This window comes from Pseudolysinimonas sp. (genome assembly GCF_044239695.1).
Lineage (GTDB): Bacteria > Actinomycetota > Actinomycetes > Actinomycetales > Microbacteriaceae > Pseudolysinimonas_A.
Genome location: NZ_JBIIAW010000172.1, coordinates 1 through 3,702, shown reverse-complemented (window position 1 = coordinate 3,702; position 3,702 = coordinate 1). Strand labels below are relative to the sequence as shown.

General features: G+C 67.8%; 4 protein-coding genes. All 4 read left to right on the top strand.

Annotated elements, in window-relative coordinates; translation table 11 throughout:
- Nucleotides 1-372: IMP dehydrogenase (locus ACILQS_RS15945; protein WP_395641110.1), on the top strand; the 372-nt coding region annotated here is incomplete at its 5' end.
- A gap of 8 nt (nt 373-380) precedes the next feature.
- A complete protein-coding gene (locus tag ACILQS_RS15940; protein ID WP_395641109.1) occupies nt 381-2,108 on the top strand; it encodes a glycerol-3-phosphate dehydrogenase/oxidase in 1,728 nt (575 codons plus the stop codon).
- Nucleotides 2,109-2,164: 56 nt separating this feature from the next.
- Complete coding sequence (locus ACILQS_RS15935; RefSeq protein WP_395641108.1) at nt 2,165-2,695, top strand: cation:proton antiporter regulatory subunit; 531 nt, start codon at nt 2,165-2,167, stop codon at nt 2,693-2,695.
- Between the two features lie 3 nt (nt 2,696-2,698).
- Nucleotides 2,699-3,702: cation:proton antiporter (locus ACILQS_RS15930; RefSeq protein ID WP_395641107.1), on the top strand; the 1,004-nt coding region annotated here is incomplete at its 3' end.

Sequence of the window (3,702 nt, the reverse complement as noted above, 5' to 3'; positions counted from 1 at the left end):
GAGTCCGGCGGGCGCTACGTGCACGTCATCGCCGACGGCGGCCTCGGAACCTCCGGCGACATCGTCAAGGCGATCTCGGTTGGAGCAGACGCCGTCATGCTCGGCTCAACGCTGGCGCGCGCGACAGACGCGCCCGGCGGGGGCTGGCACTGGGGTGCGGAGGCGCACCACTCCGAGCTGCCCCGCGGCAACCGCGTCGAGGTCGGCACGCTCGCACCGCTCGAAGAGATTCTCTTCGGCCCATCCACAGTTGCGGATGGCAGGGTCAACCTCATCGGAGCGCTGCGTCGCTCGATGGCGACCACCGGCTACTCCGACCTCAAGGAATTCCAGCGCGTCGAGGTTGTCGTCGCGCCGTACGACGCGCGATAGGAGCCACCGTGGCCAAGGCAAAGTCCGTCACTCGATCGTCGAAGCTCGGACCTGCCGAACGGGAGGCTGCACTCGGTGCGCTGCGCACCAAAGAGCTCGACATCCTCGTCGTTGGCGGCGGCATCGTGGGCACGGGCAGTGCGCTCGACGCGGTCACGCGTGGCCTCAGCGTCGGCATGGTCGAGGCGCGTGACTGGGCCAGCGGCACGTCGTCGCGATCGTCCAAGCTGGTGCACGGCGGCATCCGCTACCTTGAACAGCTCGACTTTCGGCTCGTGCGGGAGGCGCTCATCGAGCGGGGTCTGCTGCTGCAGCGCATCGCGCCGCACCTGGTGAAGCCGGTGCGCTTTCTCTACCCGCTGACCAAGCCGGTCTTCGAGCGCGTCTACATCGGCGCCGGCATGCTGCTCTACGACCTCTTCAGCTACACCGGCGGACGCCCGCCCGGCGTTCCCCACCACCGTCACCTCACCAAGCGGCAGATGCTTCGGGCGATGCCGTCTCTCGACCCCAGCGCCTTCGTCGGCGGCCTCGCCTACTACGACGCGCAGGTCGACGACGCCCGCTACGTTGCGAACCTCGCCCGTACCGCATCGTTCTACGGCGCCCATGTCGCCTCGCGCGTGCGCGTCGAGGGCTTCATCAAGGTGGGGCAGCGCGTCGTCGGCGTGCACGCGCACGACCTCGAGACCGGCGAGAAGTTCGACATTCGCGCCCGGCAGGTCGTCAACGCCACCGGCGTGTGGACGGACGACACCCAGGCCATGGTCGGCGAGCGCGGCCAGTTCAAGGTGCGCGCGTCGAAGGGCGTTCACCTTGTCGTTCCGCGCGACCGCTTTCAGTCGAAGCTCGGACTGCTGCTGCGCACGGAGAAGAGCGTGCTCTTCGTGATCCCGTGGGGCCGCCACTGGCTCATCGGCACGACCGACACCGACTGGAACCTCGACAAGGCGCACCCGGCGGCGACCGCGGCCGACATCGACTACATCCTCGGCCATGTCAATCGCGTGCTGGCCGTCGACCTCACCCGGGATGACGTCGAAGGCGTCTACGCGGGCCTGCGGCCGCTGCTGGCCGGCGAGAGCGACCAGACCTCCAAGCTCAGCCGCGAGCACATCGTCGCGCACTCCGTGCCCGGACTCGTGGTCGTCGCCGGCGGCAAGTGGACCACCTACCGCATCATGGCGAAGGATGCCATCGACGAGGCCGCCGCCGCGCTCGACGGCAAGGTGCCGGAGTCGACGACCGACGACATCGCCCTGCTCGGCGCGGAGGGCTACCAGGCCGCGTGGAACAAGCGCTCCAAGATCGCGCGGGCCTTCGGCGTGCACAAGGCACGCATCGAGCACCTGCTCAACCGCTACGGCGTGATGACCGACGAGCTGCTCGATCTGCTCGTCGAGCGTCCGGAGCTGCAGGAGCCGCTGCCCGGCGCCGACGACTACATCGCCGCCGAGGTCGTCTACGCGGCCTCGCACGAGGGCGCAATGCACCTCGAGGATGTGCTCGCGCGCCGCACCCGCATCTCGATCGAGGCCTGGGACCGCGGCGTTTCTGCCGCTCCGGTCGCCGCCGCGCTCATGGCAGCGGAGCTCGGCTGGTCAGCCGAGAAGACGCAGTACGAGATCGACCGCTACCTCGCCCGAGTCGAGGCCGAGCGCGCCAGCCAGGAGCAGCCCGACGACGCCTCGGCCGACCGCGTGCGGCTTGAGGCGCCCGACATAATCCCCTCGTAGCTACGCCGCTGGCGTACACGCCCGTGAGCCCGAGCGCGCCGCAATACACTTGAACCATGGTTGACGTTCGGCGAGTGAAGCTGCCCGGGGTGGGTGTGCTGCACACCTTCGTGACGGATGACGGCGGCAAGGTCGGCGTCATCACCCACCGCTCCGGCCACAGCGACCTCATCACCTTCGCCGACGCCGGCGACGGATCCGACGCCACAAAGGTGTCCCTCCGGCTCGACGAAGACGAGGCGCACACCCTCGCCGAACTGCTCGGCGGCACCAAGATCACCGAGGGCATCTCGAACCTCGACGCCATTCCCGGCCTCTCGATCGACTGGTTCACGGTCGACTACGAGGACCACATCGCCGGCCAGCAGCTGGGCAACCTCGCCAGCCGCGGCGTTGTCGGCCTCACCGTCGTCGCCGTCGTGCGCGGCGAGTCGGCCAACCCGGCCCCGGCCGACGACTTCAAGGTCTTTCCCGGTGACACGCTCGTCGTGGCCGGATCCCCGGAGAAGGTGGCCAAGGCGTTCGCCTTCTACCGCACCGGTTCCATGCCCACCAAGGCGCCCGCCGAGACTCCCTCGGGCGGGTAAGGCGTGCACATCGGTGAAGAACTGCTCGTACTGGGGCTTCTGTTCGTCATCGCGTATGTTCTCGGTCGCCTCGGAAAGCTGATCGGCCTTCCGGCCATCCCGATCTACATGCTGGTCGGACTGCTCGCCAGCCCGAACACCGGATGGTTCCCTCTCAACTTCGAGGCGGCGAACGTCGAGCTCGTCGCGGTCTTCGGCCTGATCCTGCTGCTGTTCAACCTCGGCCTCGAGTTCGACCAGGACGCCTTCATCGGCAACGCGCGCTCCCTGCTCATCTCGGGCGGCACTCGCCTGCTGATCAACTTCGGCATCGGCTTCGGCTTCGGCATGTGGGTGGGCTGGGGTGCGCGCGAGGCGCTCATCATCGCCGGCATGACGGGCGTCTCATCCAGCGCGATCATCACGAAGCTGCTTATCGAGCTGCGGCGCCTCGCCAACCCCGAGACCCCCGTCATTCTCGGCATCGCCGTCGTCGAAGACATCTTCATCGCCGTCTACCTCGCGATCGTCACCGTCATCATCGGCGGTGAGACCGACCTCGGCCCGATCATTCTCGAGCTGGCGATCTCGTTCGTCTTCCTCGTTGGCATGTTCGCCCTCGCCCGCTGGGGCGGCAAGGTCATCTCGCGTCTCATCGCGACGAAAGACGACGAGCTGTTCACGATCCTGTTCTTCGGCCTCGCCGTCGCCTTCGGCGGCATCGGCGAGATGATCGGAGTGTCGGATGCCATCGGCGCCTTCCTCATCGGCCTCGTTCTCGGCGCCACCCGCTTCCGGGTTCGCATCGAGGCGCTCGCGCTGCCGATGCGCGACATCTTCGGCGCCTTCTTCTTTCTCAACTTCGGCCTCGCCCTCGACGTCTCCACCTTCGGCGAGGTGCTCGTGCCTGCAGCCGTCGCCGTCGTCATGACCCTCATCATCAACACCGCCGGTGGGCAGCTCATCGCGTGGCAGAACAAGCTCACGCCCGCGCAGGGGCTCAATGTCAGCGCCATGCTGCAGAACCG

Bases quoted from the DNA above. Each gene is read 5' to 3' on its own strand.
- ACILQS_RS15935 (WP_395641108.1), top strand. From the start codon at position 2,165: ATGGTTGACGTTCGGCGAGTGAAGCTGCCCGGGGTGGGTGTGCTGCAC.